Source organism: Streptomyces mauvecolor (genome assembly GCF_039532965.1).
Lineage (GTDB): Bacteria > Actinomycetota > Actinomycetes > Streptomycetales > Streptomycetaceae > Streptomyces > Streptomyces violascens.
Map to the genome: position 1 here is coordinate 259,130 of NZ_BAAASQ010000014.1, position 15,982 is coordinate 275,111.

The 15,982-nt window shown below is 70.3% G+C and carries 13 protein-coding genes and 1 tRNA gene; 2 read left to right on the forward strand and 12 right to left on the reverse strand.

Annotated features, from left to right (window positions below; translation table 11 throughout):
* Positions 1-18 precede the first annotated feature (18 nt).
* From prmC to ABD346_RS20865, 12 genes are all read right to left on the reverse strand, one after another.
* Positions 19-900: a peptide chain release factor N(5)-glutamine methyltransferase gene (gene prmC / locus ABD346_RS20810; RefSeq protein ID WP_053726983.1), complete on the reverse strand. Its 882-nt coding sequence runs from the start codon at positions 898-900 to the stop codon at positions 19-21.
* A 31-nt stretch (positions 901-931) separates the two neighbouring features.
* Positions 932-2,011, reverse strand: coding sequence for a peptide chain release factor 1 (prfA, locus tag ABD346_RS20815; protein ID WP_344376732.1), 1,080 nt, complete (start codon positions 2,009-2,011; stop codon positions 932-934).
* 102 nt (positions 2,012-2,113) lie between these two features.
* Positions 2,114-2,338 (reverse strand): 50S ribosomal protein L31, encoded by a 225-nt coding sequence (gene rpmE, locus ABD346_RS20820; RefSeq protein WP_189963666.1) that lies wholly within the window; start codon positions 2,336-2,338, stop codon positions 2,114-2,116.
* 167 nt (positions 2,339-2,505) lie between these two features.
* Positions 2,506-3,612: an LCP family protein gene (locus ABD346_RS20825; RefSeq protein WP_344376733.1), complete on the reverse strand. Its 1,107-nt coding sequence runs from the start codon at positions 3,610-3,612 to the stop codon at positions 2,506-2,508.
* 242 nt (positions 3,613-3,854) lie between these two features.
* The gene (locus ABD346_RS20830) at positions 3,855-5,609 is read right to left on the reverse strand and encodes a trypsin-like serine protease (RefSeq protein WP_344376734.1); all 1,755 of its coding nucleotides are present in this window, start codon (positions 5,607-5,609) and stop codon (positions 3,855-3,857) included.
* Between the two features lie 222 nt (positions 5,610-5,831).
* Positions 5,832-7,868: a transcription termination factor Rho gene (gene rho / locus ABD346_RS20835; RefSeq protein ID WP_344376735.1), complete on the reverse strand. Its 2,037-nt coding sequence runs from the start codon at positions 7,866-7,868 to the stop codon at positions 5,832-5,834.
* A 403-nt stretch (positions 7,869-8,271) separates the two neighbouring features.
* Positions 8,272-9,189: a homoserine kinase gene (gene thrB, locus ABD346_RS20840; RefSeq protein ID WP_344376736.1), complete on the reverse strand. Its 918-nt coding sequence runs from the start codon at positions 9,187-9,189 to the stop codon at positions 8,272-8,274.
* Between the two features lie 281 nt (positions 9,190-9,470).
* On the reverse strand, positions 9,471-10,529 hold the full coding sequence (gene thrC, locus ABD346_RS20845) for a threonine synthase (RefSeq protein ID WP_344376738.1): 1,059 nt from the start codon (positions 10,527-10,529) through the stop codon (positions 9,471-9,473).
* A 6-nt stretch (positions 10,530-10,535) separates the two neighbouring features.
* Positions 10,536-11,825 (reverse strand): homoserine dehydrogenase, encoded by a 1,290-nt coding sequence (locus ABD346_RS20850; RefSeq protein ID WP_344376753.1) that lies wholly within the window; start codon positions 11,823-11,825, stop codon positions 10,536-10,538.
* A gap of 101 nt (positions 11,826-11,926) precedes the next feature.
* Positions 11,927-13,318, reverse strand: coding sequence for a diaminopimelate decarboxylase (gene lysA / locus ABD346_RS20855; protein ID WP_344376739.1), 1,392 nt, complete (start codon positions 13,316-13,318; stop codon positions 11,927-11,929).
* 71 nt (positions 13,319-13,389) lie between these two features.
* On the reverse strand, positions 13,390-14,382 hold the full coding sequence (nrtL, locus tag ABD346_RS20860; protein WP_344376740.1) for an ArgS-related anticodon-binding protein NrtL: 993 nt from the start codon (positions 14,380-14,382) through the stop codon (positions 13,390-13,392).
* 89 nt (positions 14,383-14,471) lie between these two features.
* Positions 14,472-14,897 (reverse strand): response regulator, encoded by a 426-nt coding sequence (locus tag ABD346_RS20865; protein WP_344376742.1) that lies wholly within the window; start codon positions 14,895-14,897, stop codon positions 14,472-14,474.
* A gap of 166 nt (positions 14,898-15,063) precedes the next feature.
* Between ABD346_RS20865 and ABD346_RS20870 the strand changes: the two genes are divergently transcribed.
* Both ABD346_RS20870 and ABD346_RS20875 read left to right on the forward strand, forming a co-directional pair.
* A tRNA-Arg gene (locus ABD346_RS20870) sits at positions 15,064-15,135 on the forward strand.
* 480 nt (positions 15,136-15,615) lie between these two features.
* Complete coding sequence (locus ABD346_RS20875; RefSeq protein ID WP_344376743.1) at positions 15,616-15,954, forward strand: hypothetical protein; 339 nt, start codon at positions 15,616-15,618, stop codon at positions 15,952-15,954.
* Positions 15,955-15,982: the final 28 nt, after the last annotated feature.

Here is a 15,982-nt window from a genome sequence, read left to right on the forward strand (position 1 = left end):
TCTGGGTGATGCGGCTGATCACGGTGTGGCCTTGCGGGCCGTGGCGAAGCGCGGGCGGTTGTTGAGGTCGGGGTGGTCGGCCGCGTCCGCCCAGCCGGCCTCCTCGTTGAAGATCCACGGCACTTGGCCGCCCTGGGTGTCGGCGTGCTCGATGACGACGAGCCCGCCGGGCCTCAGGAGGCGGTGCGCGGTGCGTTCGATGCCCCGGATGGTGTCGAGACCGTCCTCGCCGGAGAACAGCGCGAGCTCGGGGTCGTGGTCGCGCGCCTCGGGGGCGACGTACTCCCACTCGGTGAGCGGGATGTACGGCGGGTTGGAGATGACCAGATCGACCTGGCCGTCCAGCTCGGGCAGCGCGGTGAGCGCGTCGCCCTGGTGGAGAACGACGCGGGACCCCTCGACGTTCTTCCGCGTCCACTCCAGGGCGTCCTCGGACAGCTCGACGGCGTGCACGCGCGAGCGCGGCACCTCCTGCGCCATGGCGAGCGCGATCGCGCCCGATCCGGTGCACAGGTCGACGATGAGCGGCTCGACGACGTCCATCGCGCGCACGGCGTCTATGGCCCACCCGACCACGGACTCGGTCTCCGGCCGGGGCACGAACACCCCTGGTCCCACTTGGAGTTCGAGGTAGCGGAAGAAGGCGCGGCCGGTGATGTGCTGGAGCGGCTCGCGGGCCTCGCGGCGGGCGATGGCCTCCCAGTAGCGCGCGTCGAAGTCCGCGTCCTTGACGTTGTGCAGCTCTCCCCGCTTGCAGCCGTGGATGTGCGCGGCGAGCTCCTCCGCGTCGAAGCGCGGGGAGGGCACGCCGGCGTCGGCCAGCCGCTGGGTGGCCTGGGCCACCTCGGCAAGCAGCACGCTTCGGGGGCCTGGGGGTCGCCCCCCAGAGTTTTGCTGCACGCTGGTCCTCCGGCAGTCGTACGGGGGTGGATTACTGGGCGGCCGCGAGCTTGGCGGCGGAGTCCGCGTCGACGCAGGCCTGGATCATCGCGTCCAGGTCGCCGTCGAGGACCTGGTCCAAGTTGTACGCCTTGAAGCCGACCCGGTGGTCCGAGATGCGGTTTTCCGGGAAGTTGTACGTCCGGATCTTCTCGGAGCGGTCGACGGTGCGCACCTGGCTGCGACGGGCGTCGGCGGCCTCCTGCTCGGCGGCCTCCTGGGCGGCGGCGAGCAGCCGGGAGCGCAGGATGCGCATGGCCTGCTCCTTGTTCTGGAGCTGGCTCTTCTCGTTCTGGCAGGAGGCGACGACGCCGGTCGGGATGTGCGTGATGCGGACGGCGGAGTCGGTCGTGTTGACGGACTGGCCGCCGGGGCCCGAGGAGCGGTACACGTCGATGCGGAGGTCGTTCATGTTGATCTCGACGTCGACCTCCTCGGCCTCGGGCGTGACGAGCACGCCGGCGGCGGAGGTGTGGATGCGGCCCTGCGACTCGGTGGCCGGCACGCGCTGCACGCGGTGCACGCCGCCCTCGTACTTCATCCGCGCCCAGACGCCCTGGCCGGGCTCGGTCGCACCCTGGCCGCCCTTGGTCTTCACGGCGACCTGGACGTCCTTGTAGCCGCCCTGGTCGGACTCGGTGGAGTCGATGATCTCGGTCTTCCAGCCGACCCGCTCGGCGTAGCGCAGGTACATGCGCAGGAGGTCGCCGGCGAACAGGGCCGACTCGTCGCCGCCCGCACCCGCCTTGATCTCCAGGAGTACGTCCTTGTCGTCGCTCGGGTCGCGCGGGACCAGGAGCAGGCGGAGCTTCTCGGTGAGCTCTTCGCGCTGCGCGGTCAGGTCCTTGACCTCGGCGGCGAAGTCGGGGTCGTCGGCCGCGAGCTCGCGGGCCGTCTCGATGTCCTCCCCCGTCTGCTTCCAGGCGCGATAGGTCCCGACGATCGGCGTCAGCTCGGCGTAGCGCTTGTTCAGCTTGCGCGCATTGGCCTGATCGGCGTGGACCGAAGGGTCGGCGAGCTTCGTCTCGAGATCGGCGTGCTCGCCGATCAGGTCCTCGACCGCTTCGAACATCGGTGGCTCCTGGGTTTCAAACGAAGAAGTAGGGCTGGACGGCAAAGCGCCGGTCGCAGCGCCCCCGGAACGGAGGCGCCGCGGACCGGCGCAGTTGGCTCGCTACTTCGCGGCGGAGCCGGCAGCCTTGCCGAAGCGGGCCTCGAAGCGGGCCACACGGCCGCCGGTGTCCATGATCTTCTGCTTGCCCGTGTAGAACGGGTGGCACTCGGAGCAGATTTCGGCGCGGATGGAGCCGCCGCCGATCGTGCTACGGGTGGTGAAAGCCGCGCCACAGGTGCAGCTGACCTGGGTCTCGACGTACTCGGGGTGGATGTCGCGCTTCAAGGTGTCTCCTAGGTTCGGGAGGGCGCCGGGTCGCAGGCGCGGATTGCGCATACGTGAACCGGGGCCGACGTACCAGTCTGCCAGGACTGGCCGCATCTCCCAAAACCGGGGTGGATGCGCATCTATTCCCGGAGCGTCCGAAAGCCGCTACGGGAAGGCCCGGGCCGCTACTGGCCGGCGACGTAGCCGCGCGCGGTGCCCTTGTCGCCCGCCGAGTCGGCGGTCGCGGAGGCCGGGATCGGCTGGTCCTTGGCAAGGGCGTCCCACACCTCCTGGGACTCCTTGGCGAGCGGGCTGACGCGGTTGGGGTCGGCCTTGTCGTACTGCACCGGCAGCGTGATCATCTTGACGTTGGACGCGTCCAGACCCTTGAGGCCGTTCGCGAAGCCGATCAGGGAGTTGATCGAGCTCAGGTCCGAGTCGGTGGTGATCGCCTTGGTCGCGGCATCCGCGAGCCCGTACAGCTTGGTCGGGTTGCTGAACACGCCCACGCTCTTGACCTGGCCGATCAGCGCCTTGATGAAGGCCTGCTGGAGCTGGATGCGGCCGAGGTCGCTGCCGTCGCCGACCACGCCGTGCCGGGTCCGTACGAGGCCGAGGGCCTGCTCGCCGTTGAGGGTGTGTCTGCCGGCCGGCAGGTCGAGGTGGCTCTTGTCGTCCTTGATCGGCTTGTTGGTGGTGACGGGCACCCCGCCGAGCTGGTCGATGAGCTTCTTGAAGCCGGTGAAGTCGACCTCGATGTAGTGGTCCATGCGGATGCCGGACATCTGCTCGACGGTCTTGACCGCGCAGGCCGGGCCGCCGACCTCGTACGCCGTGTTGAACATCTGGCGCCTGGCACCCGGCGTGGTCTTGCCGTTCTGGGTGCAGGAGGGGCGGGTGATCAGGGTGTCGCGCGGGATGGAGACGACGCTCGCGGTCTTGTGGCCCTGGTAGACGTGGATGATCATCGCGGTGTCGGACCGGGCGCCGCCCTCGTCCGTGCCGTACTCCTTGTTGGCGCCGGCCCGCGAGTCCGAGCCGAGGACCAGGATGTCCATCGAGCCGTTGTCGACGTTCTGCGGACGGTCGGTGCCGAGCTGGGCGTTGATGTCGACGCCCTTGAGGTTGCCGTTGAGCTTGAAGTACACGTAGCCGAGTCCCCCGCCGCCGACGAGGACGACGCCCGCCGCGCTCCACGCGGCTATCTTCGCGGCGCGACGGCGCGTGCTGGGCTGCTTGCGGCGCTTGCCCGCCCCGCGTATTCGGCTGCTGCGTGTGCCTTGCTCGCCCATGGTCTCCTCAGTTCTCGGTGCTCCTCCGGTTACCCCCTGCCCAGGTGTTCAGGCACGGTTTGTCGACACTCGTCAGACGCCGAAGCACCAAGCAGGGTTGCACAGGGTTCTAAGAAGGCCATAAGAGCGCATCGGGCCCGGCCCGCAAGCCGGCCTCGGGCCCACCGCTCTCACCTGCACGTTCGCGGCGGCCCCGGGTCATGCCCGGAGCCGCCGCGAAGGTGATGCGTGTGTCGAATGCCTCAGCCGATCAGGCTGTAGCCACCCCAGCCGCCGCCGATCTGGTAGCGGTTGCCGAAGGCGCCGCGCCCGTTGCCCGGGTAGAGCCAGAGCACCCCCGCGCTGTCCCGCGCGAAGAGGTCCGCCCGGCCGTCCCCGTCCACGTCGCCGGTGGCGGCGTACGCCGGGAAGGTCCAGCCCGCCGAGCCCGCGAGCGAGCGGTTGCCGAAGGCGCCGTGGCCGGTGCCCGGGTAGAGCCAGAGCTTGCCGGAGGTGTCCTGGGCCAGCAGGTCGGCCCTGCCGTCTCCGCTGTAGTCGCCCTTGCCGACCAGGACCAGCGGGCCCCAGCCGCCGCCGAGGGCGGACCGGATGCCGAAGGTGCCGTCGCCCTTGCCGGGGTAGAACCACAGCTGCCCGCTCGTGTCGACCGCGAGCAGGTCGGTCAGGGTGTCGCCGTCGAGGTCGCCCGGCAGCACGACCGACTTCATCGCGCCCCAGCCGCCGCCCAGGTCCTGGTGGACGTAGGCGTTGGCAGCCGCGCTGTAGTGGTACCAGTCGAGGTGCCCGCCGCTGGTGCGCAGCACGAAGTCCTGGCGCTGGTCCCGGTCGAGGTCGGCCTGGCGGACCAGGTCGTAGCCGCGCCAGTCGCCGAGCGAGTACCGGTTGCCGATGGTGATGCCCTGCGAGTAGTACGCGAAGCCCTCGCCGGTGGCGTCGTTCCGGGCGAACAGGTCGGCGCGCCCGTCGAAGTTCAGGTCGGTGTCGTCGACGCGGGGACCGACGAGCCCGGCGAAGGTGCTGAGCTTCGCGTACACGCTGTACGAGCCGGCCGACACGCAGTCCTCGCGGCCCCAGGACACCACGCCCACGATGCGGTTGCCGACGATCAGCGGGCCCCCGGAGTCGCCGTTGCAGGGCGAGACGGTGCCCGTGTCGGCGCCGCTCGCCGGGTTGCCCGCGCACGCCATCTGGCCCGCGACGAAGGAGTTCTCGGGCGCCTGGTTGTAGTACGCGGCGCAGGTGGCGTCGGCCTGGACCGGGATCGTCGCCTTGAGCAGCGACATCGAGACGTCCTGGTTGGTGGAGCTGATGCGGCCCCAGCCGTACACCGTGGCCGGGGTGCCCGGCTGGTAGGCGACGCTCTCGTCGGCCGCGGCCGGCTGGAGCGTCTGGTACGGCAGTGGCGCGGCCAGCGTCAGGACGGCCACGTCACCGGTGAGGGCGCCCCCGTCGTACGCGGGGTTGGACCACTGGCGCGCCACATTGACGAGCTGGCCGCCGTGCAGGTCGCCGTTCAGCGGGTATTCGGTGGTGCCGCCGAGGACGACTCCGTTCTTCGTCCAGTCCCGGCCCGCCACGCAGTGGGCGGCGGTGAGCACCTTGCCGGGGGCGACCAGGGTGCCGCCGCAGAAGGTGCCCTGGTTGGTGGCCGGGTCGTTGTAGAAGAGCTGGACCATCCAGGGCGCCTCGCCGACCGCGGTGGGCGTACCGCCGATGATCTTCGGGTCCTGGCCGGACGGCGCCTTGGAGGCACCCGGCGCGGGACTCTGCGCGGGGCTCTGTGCGGTCGACCTGAAATGGCTGGTTGCGCTCTTGAGCCGGGCCTTCAGTTCTGCTTGGGAGGCCGGGGCCGGTGGTGCCTGGACGCTCTGCTTGCCCGGCGTCGGTGGAGCCTGGGATGCCTGGGCCGGTGCGGCCGTGAGGGCCAGCGATCCCAGTGCGAGTACGGCGGTCGCCGCAGGGAGGGCATTGCGCACCCTCCGCCTGCCAGATGTCATTCGATCTCCCCATGGGTTGACCCGTAAATGCGCAGGGGAGTGCAGGCGCCAAAAAGCGAAAAGCCCTGCCCGGCGGTTGCCCAGGGCAGAGCTCAGCAGCTCAGTGGCGTATCAGTAATACGTTCCCCCCACTTACGGCCCGCTGATAGTACTGCGCAAAAAACGCCCCCGTCACCGAAATGACGGGGGCGCTCTCAACTGGCCCTGGTGGAGCGGGAATTGCTAGTCGTTGCCGTTGCCCGGACCCGGAGTCGTCTTCTGGATCTGGAGCAGGAACTCGGCGTTCGACTTCGTCTGCTTCATCTTGTCGAGGAGCAGCTCGATGGCCTGCTGCTGGTCGAGCGCGTGCAGCACCCGGCGCAGCTTCCAGACAACCGCGAGCTCGTCGCTGCCGAGCAGGATCTCTTCCTTGCGGGTGCCGGACGCGTCCACGTCCACCGCCGGGAAGATGCGCTTGTCGGCGAGCTTGCGGTCGAGCTTGAGCTCCATGTTGCCGGTGCCCTTGAACTCCTCGAAGATCACCTCGTCCATGCGCGAGCCGGTCTCCACGAGCGCGGTGGCGAGGATGGTCAGCGAGCCGCCGTCCTCGATGTTGCGCGCGGCACCGAAGAAGCGCTTCGGCGGGTAGAGCGCGGTCGAGTCGACACCACCGGACAGGATGCGGCCGGAGGCCGGGGCCGCCAGGTTGTACGCACGGCCCAGACGGGTGATCGAGTCGAGCAGCACGACCACGTCGTGACCGAGCTCGACGAGACGCTTGGCGCGCTCGATGGCCAGCTCGGCGACGGTGGTGTGGTCCTCGGCGGGACGGTCGAAGGTCGAGGAGATGACCTCGCCCTTCACCGACCGCTGCATGTCGGTGACCTCTTCCGGACGCTCGTCGACCAGGACGACCATCAGGTGGCACTCGGGGTTGTTGTGGGTGATCGCGTTGGCGATCGCCTGCATGATCATGGTCTTGCCGGTCTTCGGCGGGGCCACGATCAGGCCTCGCTGGCCCTTGCCGATCGGCGACACGAGGTCGATGATCCGCGTGGTCAGCACGCCCGGGTCGGTCTCCAGACGGAGCCGGTCCTGGGGGTACAGCGGGGTCAGCTTGTTGAACTCCGGGCGCCCGCGGCCCGAGTCGGCCGCCATGCCGTTGGAGGAGTCGAGACGCACCAGGGCGTTGAACTTCTCGCGGCGCTCGCCGTCCTTGGGCTGACGGACGGCTCCGGTGACGTGGTCACCCTTGCGCAGACCGTTCTTGCGGACCTGGGCGAGCGAGACGTACACGTCGTTCGGGCCCGGCAGGTAGCCGGACGTCCGGATGAACGCGTAGTTGTCGAGGATGTCCAGGATGCCCGCGACGGGGATCAGGACGTCGTCGTCGGCGACCTGCGGCTCGGCGCCGAACTCCTCGCGGCCACCACGGCGGCCACGGCGGTCGCGGTAACGTCCGCGCCGGCCACGGCGGCTGCCGTCGTCGTCGAAGTCGTCCTGCGGGCCGTTGTTCTGCTGCTGAGCCTGCTGCTGGCCGCCCTGGCGCTGCTGGCGCTGGCCGCCCTGCTGGTCGTCGCCCTTGCCGCCGCGCTCGCCGCGCTGACGGTCCCCGCGCTCGCCCCGCTCACCGCGGTCGCCGCGCTGACGGTCCCGGCGGTCTCCGCGGTCGCCCCGCTCGCCGCGGTCACGGCGCTCCCGGCGGCCCTCGGCGGACTCGACCGCCTCGGCGGCCTTCGCCTCGGGCTTGGCGTCGGCCTCGGGGGCCTTCACCTCGGCCTTGGCCTCCGTCTTGGTGACGGTCTCCACAGCGGCCGAGGCGGACTCGGGGCTGCCGGAGGGCGCGGTCGCACGGCGACGGCGACGCTCCCCGACGGGCTGGTCGTCGCTGGCCGGCTGGCCAGGGATCTCGATCTGCTGCTGCGCGGGCTGCTTCTCGGCGGGCGCGGCGGCCTCCTCGCCCGTACGGGCCTTGGAGGTGGCGCGGCGCTTCGGCTTGGCCTCGGCATCGGCGGACGCACTCTTGGCCGGAGCCGCGGAACCGCCTCCGGCCTGCGCCTCCTTGATGACCTCGATCAGCTGGCTCTTGCGCATGCGCGCGGTGCCCCTGATGCCGAGGCCGGACGCGACCTGCTGCAGCTCGGCCAGGACCATGCCGTCGAGGCCGGTGCCGGAGCGGCGGCGCCGTGAGGTGGTGCCAGAGGCAGCACCTGCGGCGGGCGCGGCGTTGTCGACAGAGCTGTCGGCAGTCACGCCCATCAGATCGGTGGTGTCGCTCACGAAGGGTCCTTCCCTGGAGCGGACGTCGGCCTGTCTGGCTCGGCGACCGGTTGTGCTGTCCGGCTGCGGCCTGTGATCTTGTCGACCACGGATCGTGCCGGGGCGGTGGCCCGCCGCGTACGGCGGAGAGATAAACGTGCGTGGGTTCCGGCCCGAGGTCCCCCTACTCGGCCCCTGCTGGGAAAAAGCGTGGGGTGTCGTGCCGGTTCCGGAGCGTGCTCGAAACTGCTCAGGCAGGCTGCACAGGCAGTTGGGGAGGCTCTCGGAAGAAAGGCGGTCCCTGAAGGGGACACGAAGCACCGCGCCACGAAGACGACCGATGCAGACTTGAGGTTAACACTACCGGATCCAACAAACATTCCCCCTCTCGTTCACCGGCAAGCCGTGCTCCCTGCGCCCGTACCTACGATCCGAGCGGCAGGACGCTCGCACCCGCGGCGTCGAGACTGAGCCGGTTGGCGGCCCACCCCTCCCCCGCCAGGCGTGCGACCTTGTCGGCCGCACCGTCCTCGACCAGCGCGAGCACCGTGGGCCCGGCGCCGGAGATGACTGCGGGGACGCCGTCCGCACGCAGCCGGTTGACCAGTGCCACGCTCTCCGGCATCGCCGGTGCGCGGTACTCCTGGTGGAGCCGGTCCTCGGTGGCCGCGAGCAGCAGCTCGGGACGCCTGGTCAGGGCCTCCACGAGCAGGGCCGCCCGGCCGGCGTTGGCCGCGGCGTCGACGTGCGGAATGGTGCGCGGAAGCAGGCCGCGGGCCGTCTCCGTCAGGACCGGCCTACCCGGCACGAAGACCACCGGAACGACGGAATCCGCAGGGTCCATCCTGATCGCGCGGGCCGCTCCGCCGTCCATCCAGGACAGCGTGAATCCGCCGAGCAGACAGGCGGCCACGTTGTCGGGGTGGCCCTCGATCTCGGTCGCGAGCTCCAGCAGGGCCGCGTCGTCGAGGCGGGCGTCACCGCCTATGGTCACGGCGCGCGCGGCGACGATGCCCGCGCAGATGGCGGCGGAGGAGGAGCCGAGGCCGCGGCCGTGCGGGATGCGGTTGGCGCAGACGACCTCAAGGCCGCGCGGCTGCCCGCCGAGCAGGTCGAACGCGGTGCGCAGGGACCGTACGAGCAGGTGGCTCTCGTCGCGGGGCAGCGTGTCCGCGCCCTCGCCCGCGATGTCGATGTGCAGGCCGGAGTCGGCGACGCGGACGACCACGTCGTCGTACAGCCCCAGTGACAGGCCCAGGGAGTCGAAGCCCGGGCCGAGGTTGGCACTGGTGGCGGGGACGCGCACCCGTACGGCGGCGGCGCGGAATGCGGGACCGGCCATCGCTCTGATGACTCCTTGTGAGGCTGCTGCTGATGTCTGCTGCGAGATTTTCGAAGACGTACGGAACACCCGAGGGCCACGTGGGCAACTGCACCACGGCATATGCGGCGGGGCGGGTTGAGTACAGCCTATCGAAGGAAGGTTCTGTGGCGACATAGGGCGCACAGGAGGCGCACGATGCGTGTCGCGAGCCCCCTGTGCCCCTACGTGCGGCCTTGTCCGGCTTTACGTACGCGTCCCGGCGATGCAGGACGCGTACGTCACAGCGATGCGTAAGGGAACTACGCCAGACCGAGGCGTTCGGCCGCGGCCGCCGCGTCCACGGGGACGGTGACGGGCTGCGGGGCGCCCGCGACGGCCCAGTCGGGGTCCTTGAGGCCGTTTCCGGTCACCGTGCACACGATCTTCTGACCCGGGTCGACGAGTCCGCGCTCGGCGGCCTTGAGAAGGCCGGCCACCGAAGCGGCCGAGGCGGGCTCGACGAAGACGCCCTCCTGCGAGGCGAGCAGCCGGTACGCGCGCAGAATCTCACGGTCCGTCACTTCGTCGATGAAACCGCCGGATTCGTCCCGCGCGGCCAGTGCGAACTGCCACGAGGCCGGGTTGCCGATGCGGATCGCGGTGGCGATCGTCGAGGGGTCCTTGACGACCTCGCCGCGCACGATCGGCGCCGAACCCGACGCCTGGAAGCCCCACATGCGCGGGGTGTGCGTCGAGATCTTGTCGGCGGCGTACTCCTTGTAGCCCTTCCAGTACGCCGTGATGTTGCCGGCGTTGCCCACGGGCAGGACGTGGATGTCGGGGGCGTCGCCGAGCGCGTCCACGATCTCGAACGCGGCCGTCTTCTGGCCCTCGATGCGTACCGGGTTGACCGAATTGACCAGCGCCACCGGGTAGTTGTCGGACAGCGAGCGGGCCAGCGTGAGGCAGTCGTCGAAGTTTCCGTCGACCTGGAGGATCTTGGCGCCGTGGATGAGCGCCTGGCCCATCTTGCCGAGCGCGATCTTGCCCTGCGGCACGAGCACCGCGCACACCATGCCGGCGCGCACCGCGTAGGCGGCGGCGGAGGCGGAGGTGTTGCCGGTGGAGGCGCAGATGACGGCCTTCGCGCCCTCCTCCTTCGCCCGGGTGATCGCCATCGTCATGCCGCGGTCCTTGAAGGACCCGGTCGGGTTCGCACCCTCGACCTTGAGGTGCACCTCGCAGCCCGTGCGCTCGGAGAGCACCTGCGCGGGCACGAGGGGCGTGCCGCCCTCGCGGAGGGTGACGACCGGCGTCGTAGCGGAGACGGGGAGCCGGTCCCGGTACTCCTCGATGATTCCGCGCCACTGGTGGGTCATTGCTGGTTACTCCCCTTCAACACGCATGATGCTGGCGACACCACGCACGGTGTCGAGCTTGCGCAGGGCGTCCACGGTCCCGGTGAGGGCCGCGTCGGCCGCGCGGTGGGTGACGACGACGAGAGAGGCCTCCCCGTCCTTCCCCTGCTGGCGGACAGTGTCGATGGACACCCCGTGCTCGGCGAAGACCGTCGCCACCTGGGCGAGCACGCCCGGCTTGTCGGCCACGTCGAGGCTGATGTGGTAGCGGGTCACGACGTCGCCCATGGGGCTCACGGGCAGCTGTGTGTACGCCGACTCACCGGGGCCCGTCGCCCCGGCGAGCTTGTTGCGGCAGACCGCGACCAGGTCACCGAGCACCGCGGAGGCGGTCGGAGCGCCGCCCGCGCCGGGCCCGTAGAACATGAGCTGCCCGGCGGCCTCGGCCTCGACGAACACCGCGTTGTACGCGCCGCGCACGGACGCCAGCGGGTGGTCGAGGGGGATCATCGCCGGGTGGACGCGGGCGGTCACCGAGCCCCCGTCGGCGGCCCGCTCGCAGATCGCGAGCAGCTTGATGGTGCAGCCCATCTCCTTCGCCGAGGCGAAGTCGGCGGCGGTCACCTCGGTCATGCCCTCGCGGTACACGTCGTCGAGGCGGACCCGGGTGTGGAAGGCGATCCCGGCGAGGATGGCGGCCTTGGCGGCGGCGTCGAAGCCCTCGACGTCGGCGGTCGGGTCGGCCTCGGCGTAGCCGAGCGCGGTGGCCTCGTCGAGGGCCTCCTGGTAGCCGGCGCCCGTCGAGTCCATCTTGTCGAGGATGAAGTTCGTCGTGCCGTTGACGATGCCGAGCACCCGGTTGACCTTGTCGCCCGCGAGCGACTCGCGCAGCGGGCGGATCAGCGGGATCGCGCCGGCGACGGCGGCCTCGTAGTACAGGTCCCGGCCGTGCTCGACGGCGGCCGCGTGGAGCGCCGCGCCGTCCTGGGCGAGCAGCGCCTTGTTCGCGGAGACGACGGAGGCGCCGTGCTCGAAGGCGGTGGTGATGAGCGCCCGGGCGGGCTCGATGCCGCCGATGACCTCGACGACGACGTCGATGTCACCGCGTTTGACCAGGGCGGTGGCGTCGGTGGTGACCAGGGCGGGGTCGATGCCCTCGCGTACCTTCGAGGGCCGGCGGACGGCGACTCCGGCGAGCTCCACGGGAGCGCCGATGCGCGCCGTGAGGTCGTCGGCGTGCGTCGTCATGATGCGCGCCACCTCTGAGCCGACCACTCCACAGCCCAGCAGCGCCACCTTCAGCGGACGCGTACGCATCATCCGACCTCGTTTCCTCTTCAAACCTGGAATGCGAACCAGTCTCACTCACCGGACCGGGGTTTCTGCCCCCGGTCCGGATCCTGAGACAACTATTTCATTTACCCGACATCGAGACGCAGGAGATCTTCCTCCGTCTCGCGCCGGACGATCACTCGCGCCGATCCGTCGCGCACCGCGACGACCGGCGGGCGCAGCGCGTGGTTGTAATTGCTGGCCATCGAGCGGCAGTAGGCACCGGTGGCCGGCACGGCAATCAGATCACCCGGCGCGAGATCCGCGGGCAGGAATGCGTCACGGACCACGATGTCACCGCTTTCGCAGTGCTTTCCGACCACCCTGACCAGCATCGGCTCGGCGTCCGAGGTGCGCGAGACGAGGGACACCGAGTACTCGGCGTCGTACAGCGCGGTGCGGATGTTGTCCGACATGCCGCCGTCCACGCTCACGTACGTCCGCAGCCCTTCGAGCGGCTTGATCGTGCCGACCTCGTACAGCGTGAAGGCGGTCGGCCCGACGATCGCGCGGCCCGGCTCGACGGAGATGCGGGGTGCGCGAAGGCCTGCCGCGTCGCACTCACGCGTGACGATCTCGCTGAGCGCCTTGGCGATCTCGTGCGGCTCTCGGGGGTCGTCCTCGGAGGTGTACGCGATGCCGAGGCCGCCGCCGAGGTCGATCTCGGGCAGCTCGACGCCGTGCTCGTCGCGCACCTCGGCGAGGAGCTGTACGACGCGGCGCGCGGACACCTCGAAGCCCGCCATGTCGAAGATCTGCGACCCGATGTGGGAGTGGATCCCGATGAGTTCGATCCCGTCGAGCTTGAGGGCGCGCCGCACGGCCTCGGCGGCCTGGCCGCCGGCCAGCGCGATGCCGAACTTCTGGTCCTCGTGCGCGGTGGCGATGAACTCGTGGGTGTGCGCCTCGACGCCGACGGTCACCCGGATGAAGGCCTTCTGCACCGTTCCGAGCTCCTGGGCGATGTGCGCGACGCGCACGATCTCCTGGAACGAGTCGAGCACGATCCGCCCGACCCCGGCCTCGACGGCCCGCCGGATCTCGGCCTCGCTCTTGTTGTTGCCGTGGAAGGCGATGCGCTCGGCGGGCATCCCCGCGTCCAGCGCGGTGGCGAGCTCGGTGCCGGAGCACACGTCGAGGTTGAGCCCCTCCTCGTGCAGCCAGCGCACCACGGCCCGGGAAAGGAACGCCTTGCCGGCGTAGAACACATCGGCGTCCCGCCCGAAGGCGTCCGCCCAGGCCCGGCACCGGGCGCGGAAGTCGGTCTCGTCGAGGAAGTAGGCGGGCGTCCCGAACTCCTCGGCGAGCCGCGACACTTCGAGCCCGCCGACGGTCAGCTCGCCGCCCTTGTCACGGGTGACAGTGCTCGACCAGACCTTCGGGTCGAGGGAGTTGAGGTCGGCGGGCGGCGCGGAGTAGTGCCCTTCGGTCAGCACATCGGCGTGACGGGGGCCGGCGGGGTGCGCGGATCGGCTCATGTTCTCTACGTCTCTTCTCTCACTACACGTCTGCGGTCATGTGCGCGCCCGACGGGCGATGTCTGCGCATGTCACAGAAACTCGGGGGCGTCGATGCCGAGCAGGGACAGGCCGCCGGCCAGCACCGTCCCGGCGGCCTCGGCGAGGGCGAGCCGGTTGCGGTGGGCGGCCGAGGGTTTCTCGTCACCGAGCGGCAGTACGCCGTGCTGGAAACGGAGCAGTTCGTCGGCCACGGCTTCGAGCTGCCGCGCAAGCCGGTCCGGCGCCCGGTGCCGGGCGGCACTTTCGAGCACGCCGGGGTGATCGGAGAGCAGCCCGAGCAGGACCTCGCCGTCGGGAACAGGACCGACCTCACCCTCGAACCCCAGCTCAAGAGCATTGCGAGTCAGAGCGCGGCTCCGTGCGTACGCGTACCGCACCCGAAAAAGCGCATTGCTCTCCCGCTGAGCAAGCAGTTCCTCTGCATCGGTACGGGGCCGATCGTGCCGGGCGGCCCGGAGGAAGGCCCAGCGGGCGGCATCGGCACCGACGAGCGCGGAAAGCCGGGTCTCGGGACAGCCGACCAGAGGAAGGTGCTCCCCCGTCTCTCCGATGCGGGCGACGGCCCCCTGGGCCCGGAGCAGCCGCACGACGACCTCGGTGACGACCCGGCCGCGCTCCTCGGCAACATCGGCGAATTCAAAACTCTGGCCGCGTAGGGAGTCCCCGCATCCGTACGGAATGCCGGCTTCCGGAGTGTCGAGAATTTCCCGTACGACCTCGTGCCTGCCGCCACGGTCAAGGGTGATGTTGAGGAATCCGGGCCCGCTGATCTCGACGAGGGCGATTCCGGGCCGGCCGGCGATCCGCTGCCGCAGCACTTCGGCGACCTGGCGGGGCGGCAGTCCGGCCGCGGCGGCGAGCTTGAGGGCGACGCCACTGGCGTAGTCGCCGCCGCCCCCGGGCCGGGGCCGCTCGATCTTGACGGCGTCGGGCACCGCGTCGCCCGCCATGCTCAGGGCACCCTCGTCGACCGCGCTGCGCACGACGCGCACGACGGTACGGGAGAGCTCTGCGGGGGTCACGGGACCAGCGTATGGGAGAAGGGGGGTCCCTCCGCGAACCGGTTTCGCCATACGGGCAGGGTGGGCGCGCGGGGCCGGCGGAGCGGGCGTCAGCCCCGGGTGCTGCCGGCCCGCCCGGGCTCCCTGCTGCCGTCGGCAGACGGCGGAGCCTCCCGGTGCAGCAACTGCCGTACGACACGGACCAGTTCGGCGGGCTCGAAGGGCTTCGCGAGAAAGGCGTCGACCCCGGCGGCGAGCCCGGTCTCCACCTCGTACTGGGTGCAGGCACTGATGATCGCGACGGGCAGCCGGCTCGTACGGGGGTCCGAGCGCAGCCGCTCGGCCGTACGGAGTCCGTCGAGCCGGGGCATCACGACGTCGAGGGTGACCACGTCGGGGCTGACCCGGTGTACGACTTCCAGGCACTCGGCACCATCGGCCGCGGTCACGACCTCGAAGCCCTCCAGCTCAAGGTTGACCCTGATCAGCTGCCGGATGACCTTGTTGTCGTCGACAACAAGAACCCGGCCGGACACGCCTGACACACCTTGAGGTTAGGTCCGAGGACGCCGCCGCGTCCGGGTTTTCCCCACTTCCACCCCGCCCGGGGGACACAGCCCGCCGGAGGGACCGAAATACCTGTTCACAGCCACCCCGGGAGAGCTGGTAGGGTTCTACCCGTCGCCGCCGAACGCGGCGGACGCCCCCGTAGCTCAGGGGATAGAGCAACGGCCTCCGGAGCCGTGTGCGCAGGTTCGAATCCTGCCGGGGGCACTCCAGCCAGGACAGCGTGATCAATCCGCTGACCTTCTGAAGTGCCAGACTTCAAGAGCCGGACCCAGTTCTCCTGGGTCCGGCTCTTTGTCGTTTCCGTGCAGTGATCACGGTGGACCTGCGCCTGCTCCAGTAGGTTTCACTGCTTTCGGCTGGGGGCCCAGTCGGACGTAAGCACGCTTGCAGTGGCGGTCATCGGCGTCATAGGCACGCTGGGCGGAACCCTGGGCGGAGCAATGCTCGGCGAACGCACCAACCGCAAGCAGAACGAACACGCTGACCGGCAACGGGCCGAGGAGCGCGCGGACCGGATACACCAGGACAGACGCGATCTCTACCCGCGCCTGAACACCACGCCCGCGCCTACCGAGTCGCCGCCAGGGACGCCGTGCACGCCGCCGAGCGGCACGAGAGCGCGGAGCCGGCGGCTCTGGACGCCACCAAGGAAGCCTGGGCGGAGGAATACTCCCAGGCGGGCAGATGGCACTGCCCAAGGACGTCCTGGAGGTGGCCTCAACGCTCAACAGGGCCCTGGGAGTCGGCTACGCCGTGGTGAAGCAGTTGCCTGCGAGCCCGGACCTCGACAGGGCATACAGCCGGACAAGGACTTGGTTCAGCGAACCACCGTCCGACGGCGTGTACCTGCTGAGGGTCGCCCTGCGACATGACCTCGGCGTCGAGACCGAACCCGACTTCGAGCAGACCCGCACACAGCGCCTGGCCATCTCAACGGCCGACAGCTCACGCATAGCAGTCCGGCTCCCAACCCCGCGTCTTCGTCCGCAGAACGCGAAAAAGCCCCGCACCGTGATCCGTTGATACGGACCTGGTGCGGGGCTTTCCCCAC

What these genes read in the sequence shown, in the direction of transcription:
- thrB (WP_344376736.1), bottom strand. Translation starts at nt 9,189, where the DNA reads ATGGCCGGTCCCGCATTCCGCGCCGCCGCCGTACGGGTGCGCGTCCCC.
- prfA (WP_344376732.1), bottom strand. Translation starts at nt 2,011, where the DNA reads ATGTTCGAAGCGGTCGAGGACCTGATCGGCGAGCACGCCGATCTCGAG.
- ABD346_RS20825 (WP_344376733.1), bottom strand. Translation starts at nt 3,612, where the DNA reads ATGGGCGAGCAAGGCACACGCAGCAGCCGAATACGCGGGGCGGGCAAG.
- ABD346_RS20875 (WP_344376743.1), top strand. Translation starts at nt 15,616, where the DNA reads ATGGCACTGCCCAAGGACGTCCTGGAGGTGGCCTCAACGCTCAACAGG.
- thrC (WP_344376738.1), bottom strand. Translation starts at nt 10,529, where the DNA reads ATGACCCACCAGTGGCGCGGAATCATCGAGGAGTACCGGGACCGGCTC.
- lysA (WP_344376739.1), bottom strand. Translation starts at nt 13,318, where the DNA reads ATGAGCCGATCCGCGCACCCCGCCGGCCCCCGTCACGCCGATGTGCTG.
- ABD346_RS20850 (WP_344376753.1), bottom strand. Translation starts at nt 11,825, where the DNA reads ATGCGTACGCGTCCGCTGAAGGTGGCGCTGCTGGGCTGTGGAGTGGTC.
- ABD346_RS20830 (WP_344376734.1), bottom strand. Translation starts at nt 5,609, where the DNA reads ATGACATCTGGCAGGCGGAGGGTGCGCAATGCCCTCCCTGCGGCGACC.